Below are 24,248 nucleotides of genomic sequence, written 5' to 3' on the forward strand. Positions count from 1 at the left end.
ACGCTAGCGCTGAGCGAATACCCGGCGCCAGCTTATTCAGCGACCGGGTAATAATTGATATGGAGGATGTTGGGGCTGATGCCGGTGGTCAGCGGTGCGACGACGATATCGCCCCGGTCCTCGAAGCCGATCATGCCGTAGCCGCCCTTTCCATAGTCGCCAAAAGGCCTGAACTGCTGTACTTCGGTCTGGGTCGGCTTTGCCAACGCCTCGGCGATCTGTTCGCTGGTGGCCATCGGGTCATTCACGTTGCGCAGGATGATCGAGCAATGATCATCGACGGTGGAGAAGCCGATCTTCACCGAGGCGTTGATATCGGCCGGGCCGGTAAAGCTGGCATAACGCATGGCGCCGATGTCCCGGCCGCTGCGGTTGCCGAAGTCCTCGGACGCATCCATCGCGTCGATCACCGCCGCCAGATCGCCATCGCTGCCCATACAGTATTGCTGAAACAGAGCCGTGGCTTGCTCGGTCGGCGCCGCAAGCGCCGGCGAGGCAAGCACGCCGCTCAGAACGATACCGACAATCCAGCGGGATAAAACACGTGACGCCACGATACATCTTCCTTTTTTCTTTGTGTTGAACGGGTTATGGGTAGTGCCAGCGGTGTCGCGATTCAAGAACGACACGCCGACATGACCTTTGCCAAAACGTGGGCTGCCCGCGAGCACGATGATTGCGCGTGCGGGACGTCAGGCCGCGGTACCCAGTCCACGCCCCTCCGGCGCGAGCTGGACCGCATAGCGAATCGCGGCAGACAGGCTCTCGTGGCGGGCGATGCCCTGGCCGGCAATATCGAACGCCGTGCCGTGATCGACCGACGTGCGGATGATGCCGCCCTTGAGACCCACGGTGATATTGATGCCTTCGTCCAGCGACAGCACCTTCACGGGCCCATGGCCCTGATCGTGATAACAGGCCACGACCACGTCGAAGTCGCCGCGCACCGCGCGAAAGAAAAGCGTATCGGCCGGTAGCGGGCCGGTGACATCCACGCCCTCGGCCTGGGCGCGCTCGATGCCCGGCACGAGTTTTTCTTCTTCCTCGCCTTCGCCAAACAGGCCGTTTTCGCCGGCATGCGGATTGATGCCGCACACGGCAATGCGTGGATTGGCCTCGCCGGCCGCGGTCAACGTGTCGTGGGCCAGACGGATGACCTGATACGTGCGCTGCGGATTGATTCGCCGAATCGCCTCGATGATGCCGACATGGGTGGTCAGATGAATCACCTTCATCTGCGGCGTGGCGAGCATCATCGCGTAGGCATCGGTGTTCGTCAGCTCGGCCAGAATTTCGGTATGACCGGGAAACAGATGCCCGCCCGCATGCAGCGCGGCCTTGTTCAACGGCGCGGTGACGATCGCCGCGATCGTGTGCTGCTGGGCCATCTCGATGGCAATACGCAAGAATTCGAAGGCGCCGTGGCCGGCACGCTCGTTGACCTCGCCGAAAGCCAACGCGCCAATATCCAGACCGGGGTCGACGCAGACAACATGACCCGGGGCAGGATCGCGGGGCCGCGGCTGCTCTGGCGCGCAACGGTGGATTTCGAAATCGGCGCCGACGATGTCGCGAGCACGCGCCAGCGCGCCGGCATCGCCGACCACGATCGGGCGACACAGGGCATAGGTCGAGTCGTCGGCGAGCACGCGTGCCGTAATTTCCGGGCCGATGCCACAGACATCCCCCAGCGTGATTGCAATGAGCGGCGCTGTCATGAGTATTGTCTCTGCATTGGTTTGAAAGGTTTTCGGTCTCAGTCGGCCGCCAGTTCGTCCGTCGTGGGCGTAAAGCCGCCGCGGGAGACGAGAAACGAGATATACAACGGCAGCAGGATCGCGGTGGTGACCGTCGAAGCAGCCACCTGCACCGTTGCCAGTTGGGCCACGGCATCGAACGCCGGATTGGCGGCCGCGATCGCCATCGGGGTCGCAACCGCATTACCGGCGGTCGACCCTTCGGCCGCGCCGACGATCGGGTTCCACTTGAGCGCACGGAACACGAGATAGCCCGCGGTACCGGTCAACAGGGTCGTCATCACCCCGATGAGGATGCCCGCCAAACCGCCTTCGATGATCGCCCCGAAGTCGATGCCCATACCCAGCGCGAACGCGAAGAAGGGAATGAGAATCGGGCTGCCGCGGGCAAGAAAGTCGCGCATGTCATCGTCGAGATTGCCCAGCACCATGCCGACGACAACCGGCAACAACACCGATATGAACGACACGATCGAAAACAGCCCTTCGACGAAACCCATGGCGCCAAAAATGCTCAACGCCACCATGGTCAGAAACGGACCATCGTTGAGCGCGAGCACGCTATAGGCGGCGCGGTCTTCGGCAGTTCCATACTGGCCGACGATCGCCACATACAGCCCGCCGTTGGAGTTGGTCATCGCTGCGATGATCGCCAACGGCACCATGCCCAGAATCAGACCGTCGCTACCGGCGAACATGTAAGCGATGAGGCCAACGAGCGCGCCGACCACCCACTTCACGGCCAGCAGCGTACTGCCCTTGCCGACCGCAGGGCCGATATTGCGCAGGTTGATCTGAGCCCCCGCGCACAGCAGGAACAACGCGATCAGCGCGCCGGCGCTGTCCACGAACAACGCCTGGGTGAAGTTGCCGATGCGCAGAAGGTCGGGCGCAAAGGTGTTGATCAACGCGCCCACGAGTAGCGGCACGACCATCATCCCGCCCGGGATACGCTCGAGCGTTGCCTTTATTTTCATGTCTCCTCCGGGACAGCGGCACAATAGACGAAGCCTGCAATCTGCAAGAGTATGGTAATTTTTGCAATATAGTGCAATTTTCTGGCGTCGCTTGCGGTCGCCCCATTGCGCGTTACCGCTGCGGCAGGCAGCGAAACGAATAAAAGGAGGTGCGTGTGCTACCGGCAAAGCGACAGGCCAAAATCATCGAGCATCTTAGAAAGGAGCGATTCGGCTCCTTGCCGGATCTGGCCGACCTCGTGGACGTATCGGTGTCGACCGTGCGCCGCGATGTGGATCTGCTGTGCGAACAGGGGCATCTGTATCGCACCCATGGCGGCGCGGCCCTGCGCGACAAGGAAGGCACCACTATCGAGCCGATGCCCGAAATCTCCAGCGAGATCGCACGCGCGGCCAAGGAACGCATCGGGCGCAACGCGGCCGCGATGATCGAGCCCGGCCACCGCGTGATCTTCGACAGCGGCAGTACAACCATGGAAGTGGCGCGCGCCGCCCTCGAACGCGGCATTGCCTTCACCGCCATCACCAACGATGTCGCCATCGCCGCGGTACTGGCCCGGTCGTCGGTCGTGGATGTTCATGTACCCGGCGGTCAGTTGCGGCCCCGTTCGGCCACGCTGCTGGGGAGCGTATGTCTCAAGGCGTTGGCCCGACTGAACGTCGACCTGGCGTTTGTCGGCGCGCACGCCGTCTCGGCCGAGGGCGCATCCGAGACGTCGACCGAACACGGCGCGATCAAGCGCGTGATTCTGGAGGCCGCAGACCGCAGCGTGCTCGTCGTCGACAGCGGCAAGTTCCCCGGGCGCTCGCTGTGCCTGTTCGCCGGCCTGGAGGATTTCAGCGTCATCCTCACCGACGACGGCCTGGACAACGACCTCGCGGCCGCGCTCGAGGGTCGTGCTATTCAACTGGACGTATTGTCTTGAATTCGCGCTTCATTCAGATCATCGCCGACGACCTTACCGGCGCGCTCGACGCGGCGGCCCCGTTCGCCACGCCCGAACAGCCGATGCGGCTGCTTCTGGGCAATCCGTCGGTCAGCGGTCTGGCAGAACTGGCCGGGCTGACCGTGAGCAGCGCCAGCCGCGATCTCGACAATGACGACGGCGATGCAGCACTTGAACGCGCATTCGCCGCTATCTCCGCGCCCGGCGTACCGCCCGACCGTGCACCGCTGCACTTCGCCAAGGTCGACAGCGTACTGCGCGGCCGGCCGGTCGCAGAAACGCTCGCCCGCATGCAGTTGTGGGGCGCAACCACTTGTCTGTTCGCCCCGGCCTTCCCCGAAATGGGCCGGCGCACGGTCAACGGCCATCAGGAAACCCAGATCGATGGCCTGTGGCAGCCGGCCGCTATCCACGACATCGCCTCGGCGTTCAAACGTGCGGGCGTCGACCCGATGCTGCGCGGTGAAGGCGACGCATCGGTCGAGCCCCGTTCGGGCATGCTGATAGGCGACGCCACCGAGGCGCGGCATCTGAGCGCCCACGTCGACGCGCTCGCGCATCGGCTGGATGTGGTGTGGGCCGGCAGCCGCGGCCTGGCCGAAGCCATCGCCGGGCCGGCCGCACCGCGGCCGGCGCCGCCGATTGCCAGCGTAATCGTTGGCACCACCCATCCGGTCACCCGCCATCAGGTGGAGCTGGCAAGCATGGCCGGCCTGTTCGCCACGACCCACCTGATCGATCCGGTGCCCGAGGCCCAAAGCGCCGACATCACCCGCGCCCGGGTGGCCGCAGCCGTCGCCGAACTCGAGCCACCCACGAGTCGCGGTCTATTGGTCGTGGGCGGCGATACGCTGGCCGTCGTACTCGAGGCCGCTGGCGCGCAACTGCTCGACTGTGTCGGCGAAGTCGCGCCGGGCGTGCCGCTTTCCTATATCAAGGATGGGCGTTTTCGCGGCGTACCGATTCTCACCAAGTCTGGCGGCTTCGGGGCCAACAATCTTCTGGTCCGCCTGCTCAATCGAAGCGATTCAGGCGACGTCTAAGGCTGCACTACACACGGTATCCGCCAGGGCGACGATTACGCCGCTAGCGCATCGCATTACGCCGGCTTGCGCACCAAGACAGGCCGCTCGCTGTAAGCGTTGATATCGCGCGACGGGCTTGATCCCGACTCATTTTCGCAATCGAGGTTTCGCCGCGGCGGGATGACAGTTCCACGGCTCGTGCCGAGCGTTATCTTTTACATTCTGATCGACGAACCGGTAATGGTCTTCCTTGAGACGAGCCCACCAGTTCTGCTTTATCGCGATTTCGTGGCGCGCCAGAACCTTTTCCACGCAGTCGATACACAGGCGCGACGCGTCGTAGGCCAGGTCCAGGCACTGTTTTTCCTGGTTAAGCGCCACGCTATCCATGCCGTAGAGCTGGTCGATATCAGCCACGGCTTGCGCCAGATTCGTCTGATTCACCGACGCCAGCTTGATATGACGCTTCACTAAATTGACCGCCGATACGCCCAGGCGGTGTTCCTTGTTCATTGCGCTTCCTTGACGAGCCTCGACCCGTAACAGTGACCGTTCAATATGTATACTACACCTATATTCGTCGAGATCACCGGGAATTCAGCACACACGCGTCAGAAATTCGCGTCGGGTTCTGTCGGCATCGCACGACTGTGTCGACGCGGCGGCGACGCACCGAGGGCAACGTCTGCGCAACGGATTTACGACGCCCACGGTTATGGTCGGAGCCCGATAAAAAAACAGGACCAGGTTTGCCGGTGGTCGGCCACTGTTACCACCGGGGCTTGCGGGATCGTCTATATTCGCCGCCGCTCCCGCCGGCCTTTCATTGCCATGACCTCATCCTTCTCAGCCGCTGCACGGATCGCGATCGCCGGATTTCTGGCGCCGGCGGTGTGTCTCGTGCTCGCCCTGATTGCCGGGTTCCACGGCACCCCCGCTCATGGCCTGTCTGACACAGCGGCGGTCAGCGGCCTGTATCGCATCCAGTGGATTGCTGCACTTGCGATGGCGGTCGCGTCCGCCCTTTGGCTGGTACTCGGCCTGTACTTTCTGGGGGCCGGCCATCGGCAGGCCCGCCGAGCCCTGCGGTCCCCGGTCTATTTGATCCCGGCCGCGCGCTGGTTACGTGCACGGCTGCAGACGGTACTGGTTATTACGACGGGCGCGCTGGCGGCCACCGTGGCCAGCGGCGCGATCTGGCTCGCCATCGCGCTTGGCGTATCCGACCCATTGCATGGCGATTTCCCCATGCTCCACCACGCCGCCGTGATGGCCTGCGTCGGTCTCGCATTGTTCGCCGGCTTCGACCTGTTCCAGTTCGTGGCCGGCATCCGCGCATTGCGCCGGACACTGGATGTGGAAAGCGTCATACAGGTGGCCGGCCAGTTGCTAACCGAATCCGCAGCACCCGCTTTGTGGCAGGCCGTACGCCATATCGCGCAGGTACAAGACACCCAGCTGCCCGACCAGATCGTGCTCGGCTTCGTGGAAGGCGCCTTCATCACGGCCGCGCCGGTACGCCTCCAGCCGGCCGGCCTGGACGTGCACGGCTGCACCCTGCATCTGCCCCTGCTCACAATCGCGCATCTCGACGAGGTCGAATGCACGGCCCTGATTGCCCACGAGCTATCGCATGTCGCCAACGCCGATATCGAACAGGCCATCGCGCTCGGCACCGAACAACGTGCGATCGCCCGTAGCTACGCTGCGCTCGAGAACAGCACGGCACGTGCCCAGCTGAACGGCCTGCTCACGCAGCCGGTCGCGCGTCTTGCCGAAAGCGTGATCGCCGCTCTGGATTGCGCCGTGGCCCGCGATCGGCGCGCGGCGGAATACCGCGCCGACCGGGCCGCGGCCGATGCAAGCTCGGCCCCGATTGCTGCCGCGACTATCCTGCGTGCGGCCGCCAGTCAGCATGTGGCGCAGCAGGCCATCGCAGCCTTCCAGAATGGGCCGATCACGCCCCCGCAACGGCCGTTCACTGCGTCGGATGCCTGGTTGAGTACGAACGCCATGCCGGGCATGACGCTGGCAGACGTGATCGCGCCCGATCCCCATGCACGCCACCCCGGTCTGAACGAACGGCTGGCCGCGCTCGGCATTGCCGATGACCGCCACGTGTACGCGCGTGCCGAACGCATCATCGCGCCCGGGCAAAGCGCACTGTCGCGCTATATCGGCCCCAGCGCCCCTATCGTCGAACAGGTCGATCGCGATCTCGCCCATCTGCTCACCGACGATTACGCGCGCTGGCTGCACGAACTGGTACGAGACAAACAGGCCACGCCCGTCGACAACAGCTACTACGCGGATATGCGCGCCGTGATCGTGACGTGCGCGGTCGTCGGCGTCGCGTGTCTGCTGGGCGGGCTTTTTCTGTTCGTGTCCGGCTATGCGACCGATGATTTGCTACTGCCCGCGATCGTTGCACCATGCGTCGGCCTGCTCAGCCTCGGCCTGGCCGCGTGGCGGTTGCTCGGCACGCCGCCCGTCGTGGTTCAAGTCACGGACAGCGCTATTATCAGCCGTCACCTGCACGACTCGATTCCGATCGACGCCCTGGACAATATCCGCTTCGACCGCCGCAACGGTCAGCTCAGCGTTTATCTGCAGCTGCACGAACAGGCACCGCTGCCGCGTTGTCGGCGCATCACGCTCGGCGCCGCGCAATGCCATGCGCCCTCGCAGCACGTAGTGCTCAAGTTCGGGCCCCTGCGTACCGCCACCGAACGCCTCAGCCACGAACGCTTCGTCGAACGTTTCAGCGCGGCCGTTCAGGGCCGGGCTGCCGGCGCCGTACTCGATACGCTCGCCATCGATAATTCGCCGCCCGAGCGCGGATGAAATGCGCCTGACGCAATCGCGCCAATGCCGTTTCCGGCCGGCGCGGCTGCTCTGAATTGGCTACGGGACACGGGCGTGTCGGCGTGACCACAAACCGCCAGTGCATGCCGCTGCCAAGACATGGCGGGCACAGCGACATACTGGCGGACAGACGACGGTGGCTACGGGCCCCGCTCGGCGGCCGAACGGCCTAAGCGCGGTCTGCCAGCATCGGAGGCGTCTCAATACTTTCACCGGATGAGGCGACTTCGCGGGCAGACCCGCGAATCTGCTAAGCGTTCTCGTGCGTCTGCTGACGGTAGGCGTTCAGGATGCCGCAGATCAGGCCCGGAAAACGCTGCTCGACCTCGGCATACCGCGAGGTATTGCGCATCTCCACGCCCTGCCGCTCGCTATGAATCAGCCCGGCTTCGCGTAGTACGCGAAAATGCTGTGACAACGTGGACTTGGGGATTTCCCGGGCACGCACCGATGCAAAGCTGGAACAGCTCTGCGGGCAGCCATCGCTTTGCATCTCCGCATAAATCGCGGCCCGAACCGGGTCCGATAGTGCGTGCAGGATGGCTTCCACTCGAACGTTTTCGATCGACGGATGGGTCAAAGGGCGCATGCAAAAGATTTTACCAGCCCTTGTATTTTAGTTCATATGTTCGTATTTTCTGAACTACCGAATATATGAACTTAGCCCTCTACAGGAATACCGTCATGAGCAAGCTTTCAGGCAAAGTCGCCCTGGTTACAGGGGCATCGAAAGGCATCGGCGCCGCCATCGCCCGTCACCTGGCCGGCGAAGGCGCCGCCGTTATCGTCAATTACGCGTCCAGCCAGGCGGGCGCCGACGCCGTCGTGGCCGATATCACCCAAGCCGGCGGCAAGGCCGTAGCGGTACGCGGCGACGTATCCAAGGCGAACGACGCCCAGGCTCTGGTCGATGCAGCGGTCGAACATTTCGGCCGGCTCGACATTCTGGTGAACAATTCCGGCGTCTATGAGTTCAGCGCGCTGGAAGACATCACCGAAGACCACTACCACCGCCAGTTCAACACCAATGTCCTCGGCCTGCTCCTTGTGACGCAGGCTGCAGCCAAGCATATGAGCGAAGGCGCCAGCATCATCAACATCGGCTCGCTGGCCACGCGTCTTTTGCCCCCTGCCAGCGCGGTCTATACGGGCACCAAGGCAGCGGTCGATGCGATCACCGGTGTGATTTCGCAGGAACTCGGCACGCGCGGAATCCGCGTCAATACCGTCAGCCCCGGCATGGTGGAGACCGAAGGCACACACACGGCCGGCATCATCGGCTCCGACATGGCCGCCGACATGAGCACGAAAACACCGCTTGGCCGTATCGGCCAACCGAATGACATCGCCCCGATCGTCACCTTCCTCGCTTCGGATGACGCCGGCTGGTTGACCGGCGAACAGTTCTTCGCCGGCGGCGGCATGCGCTAACTCGCGCCGACTATCAACGTCAGTGCAGTCACACGGCTCGATCAAATCGATCGAGCCGTCTTTTGTCGTCGAGCGTAGCGTTCACGTTCAGACGAGCGAATGTCGCAAACCTTTTTGCTGGTTCCGCCGACCGCTTCGCAGCGGCATGTTCAATACAAGCCCTGAGCGAATACTTCGCGGTCCTTGTCGTTGCGAAAACCTGGGCTGCAGGTAATGATCAGACGAGCCGGGTGGCGCCCAGGATCGGCGACATTCCATACGTGACGGGATATCGGTGCATCAAAGCGAGGCAACCCGACATGACCTATGTAAGCGGCTTTGTGAGTCCGGTGGAGAACCGCCGGAAATCAGACTATGTCGCTAGCGCGAAAGCAGCCTGGCCGCTGTTTGCCGAATACGGCGCACTCGAGATGGTCGAGAACTGGGGCGACCACGTACCCGCCGGCAAGCAGACCGATATGCCCCGCGCGGTCGCATTAGCGGATGGCGAAACCGTGGTCTTCAGCTGGGTCCTTTGGCCGGACAAGGCCACCGCCGATGCCTGCTTGGCCAGTGTCGAACACGATGAGCGCTGGCACCAGCTGGATATGCCCTTCGACGGCAAACGCATGATTTACGGCGGTTTCGAGACGATTTTTAGAGCGGGCACCTGAGAACACGCGTGCTCGGCCGCCGTATGAAACAGGTCTGAGCCGATAAACCGGAAATTACTAGCCCAATAGGAAGATGACGACACTGCCACCCGATTAGGCACCCGATCTGGATCCGGATACTGCCCGGCCCCGACCCGCTCAGCGGATCTGGTTAAGCGCAAGGGCCAGCAGCAGGCCCAACACGGTCGCGATGCCCGCCAGCCGATGGTTGGTCTGGAACGCGCGCGGGAAGACATCGAGCGCGAGCGACGCCACGATCGCGCCCGCGGTAAAACAGCGCAGATAGCCAAGCACGAACGGATCGGTACTCGAAAACGCCAGGAACCCGACGACGGCCGCGGCCCCAAGCAGAACGATGATTGTCGACCACAGCAGCCAGATCGCTCGCCGCGTGTAGCCGCGCTGGCACAAAACCTTGGTCGCGCCCGCGGCCTCGGGCACATTCGCCAGGAATATCGACCCGGCCAGTGCTGTGATACTCAATCCGGGCTGGTCGATCAACGTGATGCCCACCGCCAGATTCTCCGGTATGCCGCTAAGCAACAGCGAAGCCGACGTCGTCGCAGCCTGATCGGTGGACCTCAGATGCGACAGCGCTTCGTTGAGTGCCGTATAGAGCACCCCGCCGGCCAGGATCGCTGCCATCGGAAGCCACGGCGCTTGATTGCGAATAATTGGCTGGATCAATTCCAGCACGACGGCAATCAACAAGGCGCCGCCCGATAACGCAACGATAAAACCATCGACACGATCCGGCAGCCGCCCATACATGGCCCAGGCCGTTCCCGCGACAAGGGATGTGGCCATGGCAACGACGAACAGAGCGATCAGCATGGACGCAGCCAGCCATCAAAATCAGGGCGAAGTATAGATACCGACGGGGGCTATTGAAACGCTTGGGCGACACCCGCCCCGGGCGCGGTTATCGACGCCGACCACGCGTCGGGATGGACGTCAGCTTAGCCGATTCGCGCCGCAATCAGCGCCCAAACGCAGCCTGGCCACCCGCGCCTGTTTTGACACTGCGCCGCCCCGGCCCATAGGCTCGTTGGGTTAACCCGCGAAAAAACCGCATCTGGATCCTAGGCCGCAGGCGTGTGGATCGGTGTCGGCGCGGCCATTTATTTTTACGGGGGTGCCAATGGATACGGGCAAACGGGTCGACGAACTCGAAGAGCGCTACGATTTCGATTACGAGGTAGGCGAAGACAATATCCACCCGTGGGGGCTGGAGCTACACAATCCTGTCTTCATCTGGAGTGCCGTGCTGATACTGATCTTCGTGATCGGCTCGATGCTCTACCCCGATATTGCCAAAAGCGGCTTATCCGGCGCAAAGACCTGGGTCATCAACAGCTTTGACTGGCTGTTTCTCAGTGCGGGCAACGTATTCGTTCTGTTCAGCCTCGCGCTGATCTTTCTCCCCCATGGCCGCATTCGCCTGGGCGGCGAAGATGCGGTGCCCTCGTTTTCGCGTCTATCCTGGTTTGCCATGCTCTTCGCGGCCGGTATGGGCATCGGGCTCATGTTCTGGAGCGTGGCCGAGCCGGTCGGCTACTTTACGGAATGGTCCGGCACGCCGCTCAACACGCCGGGGGGCGACGAGGCCTCCAAGACAGCGGCCATGGGCGCGGTGATGTACCACTGGGCGCTGCATCCGTGGGCGATCTACGGCGTGGTCGCGCTATCGCTCGCATTCTTTGCCTATAACAAGGGTATGCCGCTGTCGATCCGCTCGACCTTCTACCCGCTGTTCGGCGAGCGCGTCTGGGGCACTTTGGGCGACGTCATCGATACGTTGGCCGTTGTGGCCACCATCTTCGGGCTGGCCACCTCGCTTGGCTTCGGCGCCCAACAGGCGGCAGGCGGCATCGAGTTCCTGTTCGATATTCCGTCCAACCTGCCGCTTCAGATCGGCATTGTCGCCGGCGTGACCGCAGTCGCGCTGGTGTCGGTCATCCGCGGTATCGACGGCGGCGTCAAACTGCTCAGCAATATCAACATGGGCTTGGCAGGTCTGCTGTTGCTGTTCGTCATTGTCGCGGGTTCGATCGTCGCATTCGCGGGCAATCTGCTGACCACTTATACCGGCTACGGCGAGTATCTGCTGCCGCTGAGCAACCCCTTCGGCCGTAACGACGAAACCTTCTACCACTCCTGGACCATCTTCTACTGGGCCTGGTGGATTTCCTGGTCGCCGTTCGTGGGCATGTTCATCGCCCGCGTTTCGCGTGGCCGTACCGTGCGGGAATTCCTCACCGCAGTTCTCATCGTGCCTACCGTGGTCACCGGCATCTGGATGAGCGCATTCGGTGGCGTCGGCGTGGACCAGGCCTTGAACGGCGTCGGCTCGCTGGCGAGCGGTATTCAGGATTCATCGCTCACCTTGTTCCGCATGCTCGAGAACCTGCCGCTCACCAGCATCACGTCGTTCCTGGCGATCGTACTGGTCCTGGTGTTCTTCGTGACATCGTCCGACTCGGGCTCGCTGGTCATCGACACGATCACCGCCGGCGGCAAGACCGAAGCCCCCACCTCGCAGCGTGTCTTCTGGTGCGCCGCCGAAGGCTTCATCGCCGCGGCGCTGCTGGTGGTCGGCGGCTCCGACGCACTCAGCGCGCTCCAGTCCGCCGCCGTCACCACCGGCCTGCCCTTCACGCTCATCCTGTTGCTGATGTGCTATTCGGTCCTCAAGGGCCTGCACCACGAGTACAAGCTGCTCAAGCTCAAGGATGCGGAAACGGCTACCGGCTGAGGCTTGCACGCCAAGATGGCGAAAACCCACGGGGCGGGTGCTACGGCAGCCGCCCTTTTTTGTGCGACGCGTTGTACTCGGAAGCAACGGGATCAGAGGAGCCTAACGCTTATATCCTTGCGCGCCAAGACGACGAGCATACCGTTACCGGATGTTCAAAGCAGAGCCTGAGGCAACACGAGGATTAGGTATGCGGTTCCTGGTTTTCGATCCAGGTTCGCGTATGCTCCAGACTTTTGCGTTATTGGCGATCGGTACGAATATTTATAACCTTGTCGCACCGCGAGCGATATTCTTCCGCTACCTTCGTATTCGGCGGAAAAAAACCTTTGTCGTAGTAAGCGCTGACTACGCACTCGTAGGTAACGATATGACGTTTCGGTTGATATTCTAACCAGTACTTAGACTTCTGCTCGTCCTTTTCTAGGCCAAAATATCCCTGTTCGTAAGCGTGCGAGAGCACAAACTGCCAGTAGGTCATCCCGCGGGACGCGGCAGTCTTGAATAACTCTAAGGCTTTCTCATTATCTTTTTCGACCGACAAGCCTAGCGCAAAAGCCCATCCTAGCTGACCAGCCGCATAAGCCGATCCAGCCTCATATTGCCGCTGAAAAGCTTCAACCCCCCCCCGTTCCAAATCACTATCAGCCGTGAATAGCTGCAGACTCGCTAACCTAGTCTTAGCAAGCGTATCCCCGTCGTTTGCTGCTAGCGCGAGAAAAGCCTTCGCTCTTTCCTGATCCTTTTTTACCCCTCGACCATTTAAGTAGCAGTCGGCCAGACCACGCAAGTATAAGTGATACAAATACCCGTCCGGCAAAGCCGAAAATCCTTCGGATATCTCTGGCCTGTCTCGCAATACATCCGAAAAGGCAGCCTTAATTCGCTCACCGATTAGATAAAGGCTCTTTTTCTCTATGCCTTGTTTTCCTTCTGCGTCGACACAAAAAGCCTCCGTATCAAATTGGGCATGCCCACAAAGGGAAAAGGCCGTGCCTACTAAGAAAATAAAGGCTCTCATTTAACGCCTCAGTATTTATCTATTACCTGCTGACGACATACCAACTAGCTCCATCTAGGAACAGATCACATTTTAATCCGTTCGAATGAGCGACCTTGCCAAATGGCACTATAAAACGCGGCCTTAGAAATCCGGTGACAGTACATGTGATTGTCAAAACGCGTAAGACGCCTTGCCTAATTACCTGCAAAATTCCGAAATTAAGCATACTGTCCGCAGATACACACTGCGCCTCACTGTTTTATCACCGTGACTGCGCAGGCACGCGATAAAAACCGGAGATTTGCCTTTCCCATAGTTATCAAGACGATCGCCATTCGGGACAGACCACGATTTTTCACGTTCGGTCAGTTATGCGTCAAACAGAAAACGTGGTCTGTCCCCTATCGTCCCGCATCAGTAGTCGTAAGGCGTTATAAACGATCCAGTGCATGTGGATTTCATTGCGCACGCCGGCCGGCGTGCGGCACCGTAAGATGTCCATGCCCATCGTGGTCTTCAGGTCACGGAAGAACAGTTCAACCTGCCAACGGCGGTAATACAGATCGGCCAAATCGGCGGCACTGTAAATCGTGGGATCGGTCAGCGTCGTGATCAGCGTATAGCCCCTGGTCCGAAAGCCAGGCGTGGTGACGTCGACACGGATTTGGCGTAGCGTCAGCTGTGCCGGCATGGCCTGCCACTCGGCTCGGCTATAACTCAGGCGCGGGTTCCAAGGCGGTTTTGGCCATTCGATCAGCAGATCGTTGTCGCCGAGAACGGCTTGGGCGTTGCTCGCGCTGACCGGCGTTCGCCGGGCCAGCGTAAACACGCTATCCACGCCGCGCTGTGCGAGTTGCCAGACATCGTAGTAGCTACAAAAGCCTTTATCGCCTAACAGGATATCGTCGCGCTTGAACGTCGCCCACTGGGCTCGCAGCAATGGCAGCTCTTGCTGTTTTCGATGGCCTAACCGATGGCTGAGCACCGCGCCGTGAACTGGACCCCAGAATTCGGACAAGGCACTAAGTGATGATCTGCTCCACAATGGCCGAACCCGGCCAAGGAGCAACTATGCGACGCAAACGCCGTAATCACTCACCGGCCTTCAAGGCCAAGGTGGCACTCGCCGCCGTGCAAGGCGACCGAACGCTCGCCGAACTGGCGCAACAGTTCGACGTCCATGCGAACCAGATCACGCAATGGAAACGCCAGCTGGTTGAAGGCGCCACCGAGAGCTTCGACAAGGGGCCATCGCCATCGGATAACCAAGCCCAGATCGACGCGTTGCACGCCAAGATCGGTGAGCTGTCGATGGAGAACGATTTTTTGGAGCGCGGGCTCGCGCGCTTCGACCCGAAGCGCGGCGGGCCATGATCGATCACGACCACAGCCTGCCGATAACCCGCCAGTGTGCGGCGCTCGGTGTGGCCCGATCGACGGTCTACTATCGGCGTCAGCCGGTATCGGATACCGATCACAGGCTGATGCAGCGTATCGATGCGCTGCATCTTGAGCGGCCATTTCTGGGTAGCCGACGCATCGCCGATGCACTGGCCGATGAACAGGGCTTGCTGGTCAATCGCAAGCGCATACAGCGTTTGATGCGGGTCATGGGGATCACCGCCCTGTATCCGAAACCGCGCTTGTCACGACCGGCACCCGGGCATCGGATTTATCCGTATCGCCTGCGGGGGCTGACGATCGACCGTCCGAATCAGGTCTGGGCCAGCGATATCACGTATCTGCCCATGGCGCGCGGCTTTCTATACCTCGTCGCCGTCATGGACTGGTACTCGCGCAAGGTGCTGGCCTGGCAGGTGTCGAACACGCTCGACGACGCGTTCTGCGTCGATGCCCTGCAGCGTGCGATCGCACGCTACGGACGACCCGAGATCTTCAATACGGATCAGGGTAGCCAGTTCACGGGTCGCGCGTTCACCGGCGTGCTCGAAGACCACGCGATCACGATCAGTATGGATGGCCGCGGGCGCTGGATGGATAACGTCTTCATCGAACGGCTCTGGCGCAGCGTGAAGTATGAGGAGGTCTATTTGAAAGCCTATGACAGCGGGCGCAACGCCAAAGCAGGCTTGGCCGATTACTTCGCGTTCTACAACGCCAAGCGCCATCATCAGGGCCTTGATCGGGCTACGCCCGATCAGGTCTACTTCGACACACAGCCGCTACCGCAGGCGGCTTAACCCGGCAGGTCATCACTTAGAAATCGCTGCGGACTGTCTAATGGGTGGGGTCCAGCTCACCGGTCGCCAGACAGAAGCATGCGCAGATGCGTGCCTGCGGAAAGCCACAACCTGGCTTCTGACTGGCCGACTGAGGCCACTGCGCTTGATTGGCCGGCGTATCCGGCATGCTGATACCGGTCCCGTCGACCACGATCACACGTCGCTGTTTCCATCGCGCTGCACGTGCGAGGCAATCGAGCCGACTGCCGGTCTGTGTCGCGATGCCTGCCAGCATCGACTCATCGAGTTTGGCTCGCGCCTGACAGTACGCGGAGGTCGATGACGACGGCATCGGCCAACCCTTGGCTACGGCATGCGCCTGGATTTTTCGAACGACTTCTCGACAACCACCGTCGGCGTCTAGAATCTGAGAGAAAAAGGCCCAGAAGGTGTTTTCCTGACTGAAAAAACGCCGCCGGCTAAAGCGCCCGGACGACTGTTGAGACAGTTGCCGCGACGAGATCAAGCGCTCGAAGCGAGCGCCCAGTACGTGCAACGAATGGGCTTTGATCCGGGCTCTTTCGTCGGCCCACTTTTGACGGGCTGAGCGCGGCGTGCGGCGTAGTGTTTGCAGATGAAAACCGGGCAGATAGAGCCTTGGAGTGGGCATGCGACATTGTCGCTGCCCCGCCCGAAGTGGACTACCGTTTCACGATGCTGAATGGGCTTAACTTAGCGCCATTCTGGTCTGTCCCTTATTTCCTTAGTCTGCCTCTCGCTTCGAATTTGTTTCGTAGAGCGTCTCGGTAATAGCGCCACGAAATATTTCTTCGTTCAAAAACTGAAGCAAACGCTTGGCCTCAGTGCGGTCCGATGGGAAAACGATCTTGCCTTCGTCTACAGCGATATTGATCTCGTAACCACGCGAATGATCGACGATTTGCTGTGCTGAGTAGCGATCGAGAAGCCCAGAGTCTCTCAGCATAGCGAAACGCTTCTTAAACCATTGGTTAGCGCTAGTGGCCAATGCGATGGGATCTTCGGCTAAAAGCAATTCATGGTTCAGAATTTCAAGGATATCCTGCTCAGCAGCTTCCTCGTAAAATTCTGCTAGCGGCAAGAACGTGTTGACCGTTCGGAAGTTGAGAAACAGTAACTTGGCCTCTTCGGGCAAAAACACCGCAGATAGTTTTTTTTCAAGCGACAAACCTGGCTGCTCTGTTGTACGGTACGCATTCCCCTCCAAAAGAAGATAACGGCCGGGACGAATAACGTGCGCACGATTGAAGTTCTGGAAAAGGACTAACTCTGTTCCATCGTCGTCGGAGGTGAATGCCACAACGCCAACAACAGCATCAAGTGCCTCCTCACTTTCGTTGATTGAAGGCAGTTCATGCGCGCTTTCACTATCTTCTCCGGACAGCCATTCGGGGCAAACATATTCTTCGAGGAGAAAGCGCTCATGGGCTTCTGGCGTATAGCCAGCATCAAAACCGACTTCTTGTATATCATTCAGGAACTCTGCCAACTGGCCTTGCCAGTCAGCCGCCAGCTCCTTTTGCAGCCCTTGGTGCAGAGGCACCCGATATAATTGCCGTGCCATTCCAGATTTGACGATGACAGCCAGCTGGAAATTATCGAGCATTCGTCCCCCCCACATCCAAATAAATCCGATGCGCCAACTGGACCGTCTTTATATCGCAACCAACGCGATAGAGTTCATTGCGGCTGATCAGCACTCTTGAAGCGCCGTCACGATTTTTGACTCTGTAAAAATGATAGCCAAGCAATCCCATTACAGGATTGAAGTGCATCGCGCCAGTGTGAATGACGACAAGAAAAATTATACTAATAATGTACGTGCCAGTGAGCCAGTGGCCGTCAAAACTCATAGTCTCTGAAGATATGAATGGCAATAGATAGGCCACTAAAAAGGCCAACATTCCCTGATCATTTTGCTCGAACTCAGTTACTTGAAACGTGTGCATCTGAGCATTCTTAGCCACGTATTTTAGCAATAGCCAGCAAAGCAAGATTAAAAGCCCCGCGACGACAAACCATGGCGCCCACTCCTTTGCCGGCAAGCCTTGTGAAATCTTATTGACCGCGACGGCGCCCAATATCGGCGACAATGATGTGCCTACCAGTAAAAATTTGGCAAAGCTATTCAGCACGACTCAACCATTTAACCGTCTAGCCAAAGCAACGTCGATTAATCCGACTGAGCACTTCGAAAAACGTGTGAGCTGAAGCAATAAATCTTCTCACTCGACTTAATGTCGTCGTCGATAGTCATTGCTAGACCCTGCCGATTTCCCGTTAATCAGATTGATACTGCTGCGTCTGGTTCAAATCAGCCGCGATAGTTGGGACAGACCACGTTTAAAATCATTCGAGTGGGCGACCCGCAAGCCTACGGCGAAGAAAACTTCGCCCGGTCACTATTAAGCGGTTCTTTCCGAACCGCCGGCATTCACATAGCAAGGTAATCAGTATGCTGTTGCCAAGCCGCGGTCCGCACCGTGTTGTGCCAGCAGTACAGACTAAGTTGCTCTTGCACTAAAAAAGTCTGCCAGCGTCTCAATATGATGGATCATCGAAAGCTTTTTGGGCACACCGAGACCTGGATAATGTCGTACGGCATACAACTCTCGAAAGCCCGTTAAACCTGCACTCTCTATAAATTGCGAGTTCACGTTGTCTGCGTCTTGAACAAGCAGATTTAGTGCCTCTGCAAATTTCGCTGCGGTGTCGTCTCGAGTACCCTGAGTATGAGATACGAAATGTCTCACGAACATTACATTATCCCGGTTGCGATCAATATAGGTCAGGTGAATAGCAACGGCGTACGCCGGTCCTCCGCCGTCCGAATAATTATCACCAACTATCAGGAAGTCCCCGAAACCTTGCAGCCCCATCTCGCTCCAGGCTCGATGTAAATCGGAGAACCTTTCTTCCGGTGGATAATCCGCGTTGTTTTGGCTAACAAAACCGTCTCGGATGAGCACCTGTGGAAACCCTGCGAAATTTCGCCGATATATGTCGGAGCTATACCGGTCAAAAAAAATGTGCGCCAAATTGGCGTCCGGCGCTCCCAAACTTTCCGCGAGATCTTGTGGGCCGGTGAAACCAGCGTGGATAAGTGCTCTTGGTGTAGTTCGGAAGTTGTCATTGAACGCGACGGCTTGTTCTATAGTCGATTGAGGCCCGAGCCGGAAACCCGGTCTAAATATATCTCTGTCCTGATATTCGTCTTGTAGGAGACGGACGATTGTTTGGCCTTGCCCCGCCAGCTGCCCATGGCCTGGGTTTAGTACCACAATCGCACGGCCACCAGCTTCTGCAACGCTATCTAGAGCGCTACGCAATCGACTAAAGTTAGCGCGAACAGGTTCAATGATTGGCACAAAGCCCGCATGAGCCATCAAGCTCGCAGTCTCACGAATAGCAATTAGCTCAAATTGCTTCCCTCGAAAATATGGGTAATACACGACTGTTCATCCCCCCAGTGTTTTGCCTTTTCTATCGGTGTATTAACGGCACGTATAACGCGGGTACGATCACCCTTGCGAATCTTAACCGCTAGCGCCGAGGCGCGCAGAGAATGCGGCAAGGACTCGATGAACTGAGTTAACGACGCGAGACTGCGAGTTTGCTTCAACGTGTTCAGCCAAAGCTCATGTACAACTGCAGCTTCAAGCGGTTCGAATAGGGCGCGCATCGCTTGATGAATCTGAGTATTCGGCAAGTCAGGCACCTCAATATCTAGCGCGTCTAGAATCGCTTGCGCCTCGTTCCGCCTCGAACTGTCAAATATGGCGAGCGGGCAGAGCGCCCCCGGATCTTCATTTGCTTCGCGGATAGTCCGAATTCGATTCCATCGCGCGAGTGAAAGTACTCCCACGTTTGGGTCAGTGTGAGCGATCACGTCATCAATGTGATTTTCCCCGGCGATCACATAGACTCGCGCGAAAACTCTACGATAATCAGCAATCTGAGCCTTGAGGCGCGACAATGAATCGCGCTCGGATTTGATCTCGTAAACGCTGGAGGTGCCATTAAGAACGGCCATATCCGCCTTCGAATTGCCCACAGCGAATTCGGTCAACATGCTCGCCGTGTTCAGCGAATGTTTGCCGAGTAAAACGTTGTGGGTGAGCGCCGATCTGTATACGTACTCGCTTCGAGCGCCGCTACGTCTAAGTTGCCGAAATGCAAGTTCGAAGGCATCACCTACAGTCGATTTATCACTTAGTCGCGCCGAAACGTCCGGCGTAAGACGATAAAGATCCGCAAATAGCGGCGATCGTCCAGAATTCGCCAACTCGCGAAAGACACTCGGCGAAAACATCCGAGTAATAGCAAGAATCTGGTTAGCCGAAGTCATCTGCAACGTTACCAGTCAGATATTGCATAGAGTGCTTCGGTTGAAACACCTCACGCACAAAAACGTCATAGCGCTACCCTCTTACGCCGACTTCGAAACAGCCTTTCGAACAAGTCTGGGGTTATTGCCCACAGTTCGCCCGACGGTTTCCCCACCACCTTTTACGCAAACTAGCTGTACTGCTCAAGGAAACGAGTCTGCCAAACCGAGCTCGTAATGAAATAAGCTGCAAAAACATCGACTTTCCAGCACTAACCGATTAGTAGCATCCCTATTCCCACTCAATCGTCCCGGGGGGCTTGCCGGTTACGTCGTAGACCACCCGCGAAATCCCGCTCACCTCGTTCACGATCCGTGACGAGACATGTTCGAGCAGCTCGTACGGCAGATGCGCCCAGCGGGCGGTCATGAAGTCGATGGTTTCGACAGCGCGCAGAGCGATGACGTGTTCGTAGCGGCGGCCGTCGCCGGTCACGCCCACGCTGGAAACGGGCAGGTAAACGGCGAAGGCCTGGCTGACCTTGTCGTACCAGCCGGATTCGCGCAGTTCGTGGATGAAGATGGCGTCGGCCTTGCGAAGCTTGTCGGCGTATTCCTTCTTCACTTCACCGAGGATGCGCACGCCGAGGCCCGGGCCGGGGAACGGGTGGCGCATGAGCATGTCGCGTGGCAGGCCCAGAGCTAAACCCAGCTCGCGGACTTCGTCCTTGAACAGTTCGCGTAGCGGCTCGACGAGGCCGAGCTTCATGTCTTCCGGCAGGCCGCCCACGTTGTGGTGGCTTTTGATGACATGCGCCTTGCCGGTGGCGGAGCCGGCGGATTCGATCACGTCCGGGTAGATGGTGCCCTGGGCGAGCCAGTCGATATTGGTGAGTTCGGCGGCGTGGGCGTCGAAGACTTCGATGAAGGTGTTGCCGATGATCTTACGCTTGGCTTCCGGGTCGGTCACGCCTTCGAGCTTGCCGAGGAATTCGTCTTCGGCATCGGCGCGGATGACGTTCAGGCCCATGTGCTCGGCGAAGGTGGCCATGACTTCGTCGCCTTCGTTCAGGCGCAGCAGGCCGTTGTCGACGAACACGCAGATGAGGTTCTTGCCGATGGCTTCGTGGATGAGGGCTGCGGTCACGGAGCTGTCCACCCCGCCGGACAGGCCCAGCAGCACACGCTGCTCGCCCACCTGTTCGCGGATACGCTCGACCAGATCTTCGATGATGTGTTCGGAGGTCCACAGCTCGCCACAGCCGCAGATGTCGTGCACGAAGCGCGAAAGAATACGCCTGCCCTGGGTGGTATGGGTGACTTCCGGGTGGAACTGGATGCCGTAATAGCCGCGCTCTTCGTCGGCCATGCCGGCAAGCGGCGCGCCGTCGGTGGTCGCGATCACCTTGAAGCCGTCGGGGAGCGTTTTCACCCGGTCGCCGTGGCTCATCCAGACGTCGAGCAGGCCGTGGCCTTCTTCGTTGACGTGGTCCTGAATATCGGTGAACAGTTTGGAATGGCCGCGCGCCCGCACCCGGGCATAGCCGAATTCCTTGACCTCGGAGGTTTCCACCTCGCCGCCAAGCTGGGCAGCCATGGTCTGCATGCCATAGCAGATGCCCAGCACCGGCACGCCCAGTTCCCATACCGCAGCCGGCGCACGTGGGCCGTCTTCGGCGGTGGCGGATTCCGGCCCGCCGGATAGTATGACGCCGTTGGGGTTGAAGTCCCTCACATGGTGATCGGCCACGTCCCAGGCATAGATTTCGCAGTAGACGTTGGCCTCGCGTACGCGGCGGGCGATGAGCTGGGTGTACTGACTGCCGAAGTCTAGGATGAGGATTTTCTCGGCGTGGATATCCTGGGTCATGCGCGGTATCGGGCTCGGCTGATGGGCGGGAGGTGCGACCATGGTTTCAAGGTGCGCAGGATACCGAATCGGCGCCCGCTCGGCAGCGCTCGCGCGGCTGCATGGCCGCCGGCTAGAATGACAGCCTGATGACAGGTGGCTTGTGGGCGACGCCTTCGCTGCATGACCCGACGTTCGCGCACCATCGCGCAGCAAGCCGCGCGATCCGACGACAGCATCCGACCACGGCATCCGACGATAAACGCGCGCTGCCAGCGGCGCGCCTGCCTCGCCATTCAAAACAAGCCCACGAAACAATCCATGGCCGACTCCGATTCATCCACCGCCACCGCCGGCGCCCGCGGGCGCAGCGGCTTCGATTACCGTGCCTTTCTGCGCTTTGCCATTCCCTCGCTGCTGGGCGTACTGGCGTTCCTCACGCCGATAGTCGACGACGGCGAAATCACTATCGGTCTGGCCATTCTGTCGAACGCGTTGGCGGCCCTGTTGGACGGCTGGCTTGGCCCGATCGCGGGCGTGGTGCTGAGCGTATCGGCCGTGCTGACGCTGGCCACCAGCCTCACCCGCACCGCGCCCGAAAAGCCGCGGCTGTTCGACCAGCTGTTCAACATAGGCATCGGCTCTGCCCTGCTGCGCGTGGTGGGTGCGGTATTCGCGCTGATGACGTTGTTTGGCGTCGGGCCGGAATTCGTGATCAGCGAGGATACCGGCCAAGTGGTGCTGTTCGACGTGATCGCAGCGCTGGTGGCCTTCTTTTTCTTTGCCTCCTTCCTGCTGCCGCTGCTCACCGACTTCGGCGGCATGGAATTCGTGGGCACCCTGCTGCATGGCTTCTTTCGCAAGGTGTTCGGCCTGCCCGGCCGCTCGGCAGTAGATGCCACCGCCTCCTGGCTGGGTGACGGCACGGTGGGCGTGATCATCACCTCGCGCCAGTATGAAAACGGCTACTACTCGGCACGGGAATCGGCCGTGATTGCGACGAACTTCTCGATCGTCTCCATCACCTTTGCGCTGCTGGTGGCCAACTTCACCGAAATCGGCCACCTGTTCATTCCGTTCTATCTCACCGTGACCGCGGCCGGGCTCATCGCCGCGGTGATTGTGCCGCGCCTGCCGCCGCTGTCGCGCAAGCCGGACAGCTACTGGCCGGCCGAAGGCCGTCAGGCGCCGGTCGACAAGCCGCCCGAGATGTCGCTGTTCCGCTGGGGTCTAGAAAGCGCCATGCAGCGTGCCGCCCACGCCCCGGGGCCGATCCGACTGCTGCGCGATGGCGCGACCACCTATGCCGAAATCCTGTTCGGCCTGCTACCGCTGATCATGGCCATCGGCACCACCGGTATCGCCATCGCCGAATACACGCCGATCTTCAACTGGCTGACCTTCCCGCTCGTGCCTGTGCTCGAAGCCATGCAGGTGCCGGAAGCCGCCAAGGCCGCGCCTGCCCTGCTCGCCGGCTTTGCCGACATGTTCCTGCCCTCGATTCTGGCCAGCTCCATCGAAAGCGAGTTCACCCGCTTCGTGATCGCCGCGCTGTCAGTCACGCAGCTGATCTATATGTCCGAAGTGGGCGCGGTGATTCTCAAATCGAAGGTGCCGCTCAATATCTTCGAACTCGGTGCGATCTTTCTGATTCGTACCGTGGTGACATTCCCGATCATCGTCGCGATTGCGCATCTGTTCGTGTTCTAGATCCCGGCCGAGTTGGACCGGACTTCGTTGATTCCAAGCCCGGGGCTACGGCTACATACTTAAATCAGGAACAGTGACTGCGTTCTTGTCGGATTACGCCTTCGGCTAATCCGACCTACGAAAGATGTGACCTTAAGCGCGCGACAGTCGCGTAGGTGGATGAGATGGATCCGCTCCTCCTAATCGGCGTCAATGCGCCAGACTGATGATGCGGACAACAGTCGAAAAGGAGCGGATCCATGCAACAGATTACGGAACTGGGTATCGACATCGCAAAGAACGTCTTCGAGCTGTGCGGTCTCAACGCCGCCCATGAGGTCGTCTACCGCAAACGGGTGCGCCGGCGTCAGTTTCTGGCCACGGTGCTTAATCTCGACGCCAAGCGCATCTATATCGAAGCTTGCGGCAGCAGCCACCACTGGGCGCGCCAGCTGCAGCGCGAGAACCGGTCGGTGACGTTGCTGCCGCCGCATCAGGTCAAGCCGTTCAACACCGGCAACAAGAACGATGCCAACGACGCATTGGCCATCGCCGTGGCCGGCCCCCAGGCCAAGATTCGCCCGGTGGCGATCAAAAGCTTCGAGCAACAGGATATTCAAGCGCTGCACCGGGTGCGCGAGCAGGTCAAGAAACAGCGCACCGAAGTCATCAACCAGGCCCGCGACCTGCTGGCCGAGTATGGCCAGGTGCTGCCCGTGGGCGTCTCCGGTTTCCGCCGCGGCGTGCC

Annotated in this window: 23 protein-coding genes; 9 read left to right on the forward strand and 14 right to left on the reverse strand. The window is 59.8% G+C overall.

The genetic code is table 11. The features are described from left to right. Positions 1-32 precede the first annotated feature (32 nt). The 3 genes from S4A8_RS15100 to S4A8_RS15110 are packed head-to-tail and all read right to left on the reverse strand — an operon-like array spanning position 33 to position 2,734. Positions 33-671 (reverse strand): hypothetical protein, encoded by a 639-nt coding sequence (locus S4A8_RS15100; RefSeq protein WP_353220765.1) that lies wholly within the window; start codon positions 669-671, stop codon positions 33-35. A 21-nt stretch (positions 672-692) separates the two neighbouring features. Continuing rightward, a complete protein-coding gene (gene pdxA / locus S4A8_RS15105; RefSeq protein ID WP_353220766.1) occupies positions 693-1,718 on the reverse strand; it encodes a 4-hydroxythreonine-4-phosphate dehydrogenase PdxA in 1,026 nt (341 codons plus the stop codon). Between the two features lie 38 nt (positions 1,719-1,756). Next, complete coding sequence (locus S4A8_RS15110) at positions 1,757-2,734, reverse strand: 2-keto-3-deoxygluconate permease (protein ID WP_353220767.1); 978 nt, start codon at positions 2,732-2,734, stop codon at positions 1,757-1,759. 155 nt (positions 2,735-2,889) lie between these two features. Between S4A8_RS15110 and S4A8_RS15115 the strand changes: the two genes are divergently transcribed. Then, positions 2,890-3,660: a DeoR/GlpR family DNA-binding transcription regulator gene (locus S4A8_RS15115; RefSeq protein WP_353220768.1), complete on the forward strand. Its 771-nt coding sequence runs from the start codon at positions 2,890-2,892 to the stop codon at positions 3,658-3,660. Then, complete coding sequence (locus S4A8_RS15120; protein ID WP_353220769.1) at positions 3,657-4,724, forward strand: four-carbon acid sugar kinase family protein; 1,068 nt, start codon at positions 3,657-3,659, stop codon at positions 4,722-4,724. Before S4A8_RS15115 ends, S4A8_RS15120 begins: the two co-directional genes overlap by 4 nt. Before the next feature lie 129 nt (positions 4,725-4,853). Here S4A8_RS15120 and S4A8_RS15125 read toward each other — a convergent pair whose 3' ends face one another. Next, complete coding sequence (locus tag S4A8_RS15125; RefSeq protein ID WP_353180886.1) at positions 4,854-5,219, reverse strand: cation transporter; 366 nt, start codon at positions 5,217-5,219, stop codon at positions 4,854-4,856. 318 nt (positions 5,220-5,537) lie between these two features. Between S4A8_RS15125 and S4A8_RS15130 the strand changes: the two genes are divergently transcribed. Next, complete coding sequence (locus S4A8_RS15130; RefSeq protein WP_353220770.1) at positions 5,538-7,550, forward strand: M48 family metalloprotease; 2,013 nt, start codon at positions 5,538-5,540, stop codon at positions 7,548-7,550. 271 nt (positions 7,551-7,821) lie between these two features. On the opposite strand, the gene S4A8_RS15135 is transcribed toward S4A8_RS15130, so the two are convergent. Further along, positions 7,822-8,160, reverse strand: a complete 339-nt coding sequence (locus S4A8_RS15135; RefSeq protein WP_353220771.1) for an ArsR/SmtB family transcription factor — start codon at positions 8,158-8,160, stop codon at positions 7,822-7,824. Between the two features lie 95 nt (positions 8,161-8,255). Between S4A8_RS15135 and S4A8_RS15140 the strand changes: the two genes are divergently transcribed. After that, positions 8,256-9,002, forward strand: coding sequence for a glucose 1-dehydrogenase (locus S4A8_RS15140; RefSeq protein WP_353220772.1), 747 nt, complete (start codon positions 8,256-8,258; stop codon positions 9,000-9,002). A 62-nt stretch (positions 9,003-9,064) separates the two neighbouring features. Next, a complete protein-coding gene (locus tag S4A8_RS15145) occupies positions 9,065-9,655 on the forward strand; it encodes a DUF1428 domain-containing protein (protein ID WP_353220773.1) in 591 nt (196 codons plus the stop codon). 138 nt (positions 9,656-9,793) lie between these two features. Here the strand turns inward: S4A8_RS15145 and S4A8_RS15150 are convergent, their stop codons facing one another. After that, a complete protein-coding gene (locus tag S4A8_RS15150) occupies positions 9,794-10,489 on the reverse strand; it encodes a ZIP family metal transporter (RefSeq protein ID WP_353220774.1) in 696 nt (231 codons plus the stop codon). A 307-nt stretch (positions 10,490-10,796) separates the two neighbouring features. Here S4A8_RS15150 and S4A8_RS15155 point away from each other — a divergent pair, with 307 nt between their 5' ends. Further along, complete coding sequence (locus S4A8_RS15155) at positions 10,797-12,410, forward strand: BCCT family transporter (protein ID WP_353220775.1); 1,614 nt, start codon at positions 10,797-10,799, stop codon at positions 12,408-12,410. A 241-nt stretch (positions 12,411-12,651) separates the two neighbouring features. On the opposite strand, the gene S4A8_RS15160 is transcribed toward S4A8_RS15155, so the two are convergent. Beyond that, the gene (locus S4A8_RS15160; protein ID WP_353220776.1) at positions 12,652-13,431 is read right to left on the reverse strand and encodes a tetratricopeptide repeat protein; all 780 of its coding nucleotides are present in this window, start codon (positions 13,429-13,431) and stop codon (positions 12,652-12,654) included. 358 nt (positions 13,432-13,789) lie between these two features. After that, complete coding sequence (locus S4A8_RS15165) at positions 13,790-14,431, reverse strand: IS4 family transposase (RefSeq protein ID WP_353220777.1); 642 nt, start codon at positions 14,429-14,431, stop codon at positions 13,790-13,792. A 53-nt stretch (positions 14,432-14,484) separates the two neighbouring features. Here S4A8_RS15165 and S4A8_RS15170 point away from each other — a divergent pair. Then, positions 14,485-15,614, forward strand: a protein-coding gene (locus S4A8_RS15170; protein ID WP_502950746.1) for an IS3 family transposase whose coding sequence is annotated in 2 segments (ribosomal slippage) — positions 14,485-14,746 and positions 14,746-15,614 — 1,131 coding nt in all. Because the reading frame shifts where the segments join, the coding sequence is not laid out codon by codon here. A 37-nt stretch (positions 15,615-15,651) separates the two neighbouring features. On the opposite strand, the gene S4A8_RS19140 is transcribed toward S4A8_RS15170, so the two are convergent. From S4A8_RS19140 to guaA, 6 genes are all read right to left on the reverse strand, one after another. Next, a complete protein-coding gene (locus S4A8_RS19140; protein ID WP_502950747.1) occupies positions 15,652-16,152 on the reverse strand; it encodes a transposase in 501 nt (166 codons plus the stop codon). A 207-nt stretch (positions 16,153-16,359) separates the two neighbouring features. Further along, a complete protein-coding gene (locus S4A8_RS15180; protein WP_353220779.1) occupies positions 16,360-17,241 on the reverse strand; it encodes a Kiwa anti-phage protein KwaB-like domain-containing protein in 882 nt (293 codons plus the stop codon). Continuing rightward, a complete protein-coding gene (locus S4A8_RS15185) occupies positions 17,231-17,770 on the reverse strand; it encodes a KwaA family protein (protein WP_353220780.1) in 540 nt (179 codons plus the stop codon). Before S4A8_RS15185 ends, S4A8_RS15180 begins: the two co-directional genes overlap by 11 nt. Positions 17,771-18,139: 369 nt before the next feature. Next, positions 18,140-19,087: a sce7725 family protein gene (locus tag S4A8_RS15190; RefSeq protein ID WP_353220781.1), complete on the reverse strand. Its 948-nt coding sequence runs from the start codon at positions 19,085-19,087 to the stop codon at positions 18,140-18,142. After that, positions 19,048-19,983 carry a sce7726 family protein gene (locus S4A8_RS15195; protein WP_353220788.1) on the reverse strand — a complete coding sequence of 312 codons (936 nt, stop codon included), beginning with the start codon at positions 19,981-19,983 and terminating at the stop codon, positions 19,048-19,050. Before S4A8_RS15195 ends, S4A8_RS15190 begins: the two co-directional genes overlap by 40 nt. 271 nt (positions 19,984-20,254) lie before the next feature. Further along, positions 20,255-21,832: a glutamine-hydrolyzing GMP synthase gene (guaA, locus tag S4A8_RS15200; protein WP_353220782.1), complete on the reverse strand. Its 1,578-nt coding sequence runs from the start codon at positions 21,830-21,832 to the stop codon at positions 20,255-20,257. Positions 21,833-22,132: 300 nt separating this feature from the next. On the opposite strand from guaA, the gene S4A8_RS15205 reads away from it, so the two are divergent. Both S4A8_RS15205 and S4A8_RS15210 read left to right on the forward strand, forming a co-directional pair. Further along, positions 22,133-23,521, forward strand: coding sequence for a YjiH family protein (locus tag S4A8_RS15205; protein ID WP_353220783.1), 1,389 nt, complete (start codon positions 22,133-22,135; stop codon positions 23,519-23,521). Positions 23,522-23,760: 239 nt separating this feature from the next. Next, on the forward strand, positions 23,761-24,248 hold a 488-nt coding region (locus tag S4A8_RS15210; protein ID WP_353220784.1), incomplete at its 3' end, for an IS110 family RNA-guided transposase.

This window comes from Salinisphaera sp. S4-8 (genome assembly GCF_040361235.1).
GTDB lineage: Bacteria > Pseudomonadota > Gammaproteobacteria > Nevskiales > Salinisphaeraceae > Salinisphaera.

Bases quoted from the DNA above. Each gene is read 5' to 3' on its own strand.
- S4A8_RS15135 (WP_353220771.1), bottom strand. From the start codon at position 8,160: ATGCGCCCTTTGACCCATCCGTCGATCGAAAACGTTCGAGTGGAAGCC.
- S4A8_RS15110 (WP_353220767.1), bottom strand. From the start codon at position 2,734: ATGAAAATAAAGGCAACGCTCGAGCGTATCCCGGGCGGGATGATGGTC.
- S4A8_RS15205 (WP_353220783.1), top strand. From the start codon at position 22,133: ATGGCCGACTCCGATTCATCCACCGCCACCGCCGGCGCCCGCGGGCGC.
- S4A8_RS15130 (WP_353220770.1), top strand. From the start codon at position 5,538: ATGACCTCATCCTTCTCAGCCGCTGCACGGATCGCGATCGCCGGATTT.
- pdxA (WP_353220766.1), bottom strand. From the start codon at position 1,718: ATGACAGCGCCGCTCATTGCAATCACGCTGGGGGATGTCTGTGGCATC.
- guaA (WP_353220782.1), bottom strand. From the start codon at position 21,832: ATGACCCAGGATATCCACGCCGAGAAAATCCTCATCCTAGACTTCGGC.
- S4A8_RS15180 (WP_353220779.1), bottom strand. From the start codon at position 17,241: ATGCTCGATAATTTCCAGCTGGCTGTCATCGTCAAATCTGGAATGGCA.
- S4A8_RS15155 (WP_353220775.1), top strand. From the start codon at position 10,797: ATGGATACGGGCAAACGGGTCGACGAACTCGAAGAGCGCTACGATTTC.
- S4A8_RS15160 (WP_353220776.1), bottom strand. From the start codon at position 13,431: ATGAGAGCCTTTATTTTCTTAGTAGGCACGGCCTTTTCCCTTTGTGGG.
- S4A8_RS15140 (WP_353220772.1), top strand. From the start codon at position 8,256: ATGAGCAAGCTTTCAGGCAAAGTCGCCCTGGTTACAGGGGCATCGAAA.
- S4A8_RS15150 (WP_353220774.1), bottom strand. From the start codon at position 10,489: ATGCTGATCGCTCTGTTCGTCGTTGCCATGGCCACATCCCTTGTCGCG.
- S4A8_RS15195 (WP_353220788.1), bottom strand. From the start codon at position 19,983: ATGACTTCGGCTAACCAGATTCTTGCTATTACTCGGATGTTTTCGCCG.
- S4A8_RS15125 (WP_353180886.1), bottom strand. From the start codon at position 5,219: ATGAACAAGGAACACCGCCTGGGCGTATCGGCGGTCAATTTAGTGAAG.